The 1,001-nt window shown below is 58.4% G+C and carries 1 protein-coding gene; it reads right to left on the bottom strand.

The annotated features are described in order from the left end of the window. Nucleotides 1-26 precede the first annotated feature (26 nt). Complete coding sequence (locus tag ACR3FE_RS27750; protein ID WP_458211086.1) at nucleotides 27-911, bottom strand: IS1595 family transposase; 885 nt, start codon at nucleotides 909-911, stop codon at nucleotides 27-29. Between the last annotated feature and the right edge of the window lie 90 nt (nucleotides 912-1,001).

Genomic DNA, 1,001 nt, shown 5'->3' with positions numbered 1-1,001 from the left:
CGCTCATGTGTAGCACATTGTTGATTTCAGAGAGTCGCTTTGACAGCGTGTTTGAGTGCTTCTCGACCGGGTTTTCTGAAGAGTTCGCTGCGTAGCTGAAAGGCGCGGAGATACTGTGTCAACTTGTCCTTCGAGACGCCTCGATGCGGCGAGAGCCACCGTCGCGCTAGCGACGCGTGGCTCTCGCAGGTGTTGACGTGGACGTCTCCGTCCGCGTATTCGCCGTCACCGTGGACGACGTATTTGCGGGTGAACTCGTCGTCGTCCTCGAGTGGGTCGTATGCCCGAAATCCGTCGGTATAGACGGTCAGCGACTCCTCCTCGTGGTCACCAAGGAGGAGTCGCACTGTCGATTCGTCAGCGGATTTCGCTGGGACGACGTACCGCTGCCCCGTTCCACGGTCGACGATGGTGAAGACGGGTGGTTTGTCTCCCTCATACGAACCACGCCCACGCGTGGAGAGGCCACGCGAGCGCGACTCTTGGTCGCGCTCGCGGCCTTTCAATCCGGCAGAGACGTACACTTCGTCGATTTCGACCGGTCCAACGAGGTCGAGCTGAGGCGCGTCGAGCGCTCTGGTAAAGCGCTCGACGCGACGGTGCATCGTCTTGTAGGTAACACCGATCTCCCGCTGAAGTTGGCGGAGACTCGTGTTGAACCGCAAGAACGCGTAGATCGAGAACAACCACTTGCGGAGCGCAACCTTCGAGTGAGCGAAAATTGTGCCCGTCTTATCGTTGAACGTGCGGTCACAATTCTTACAGAGATAGCGTTGAAACGCCCCATAGCTGCCGTTCTTGACCGTTCGGTCAGAACGGCAGCGGGGGCATTCGACGCCGTCACGCCAGCGAACCTGTTCCAGCAGGTCCGCTGCGAGCGATTCCGAACCAAACACATCCAGCGGAATCATTCGTGTCGGACACCGCTAACGCGGTGTCCTTGCCCTCTTCGATTCGAGAGCAACAGCTGAACTGTATCAACAATCTCCTACAGAAGAGCG

This window comes from Haladaptatus rarus (genome assembly GCF_054177585.1).
The sequence above is the reverse complement of the archived record's forward strand: the minus strand, read 5'-3'. Positions and strand labels throughout refer to the sequence as shown.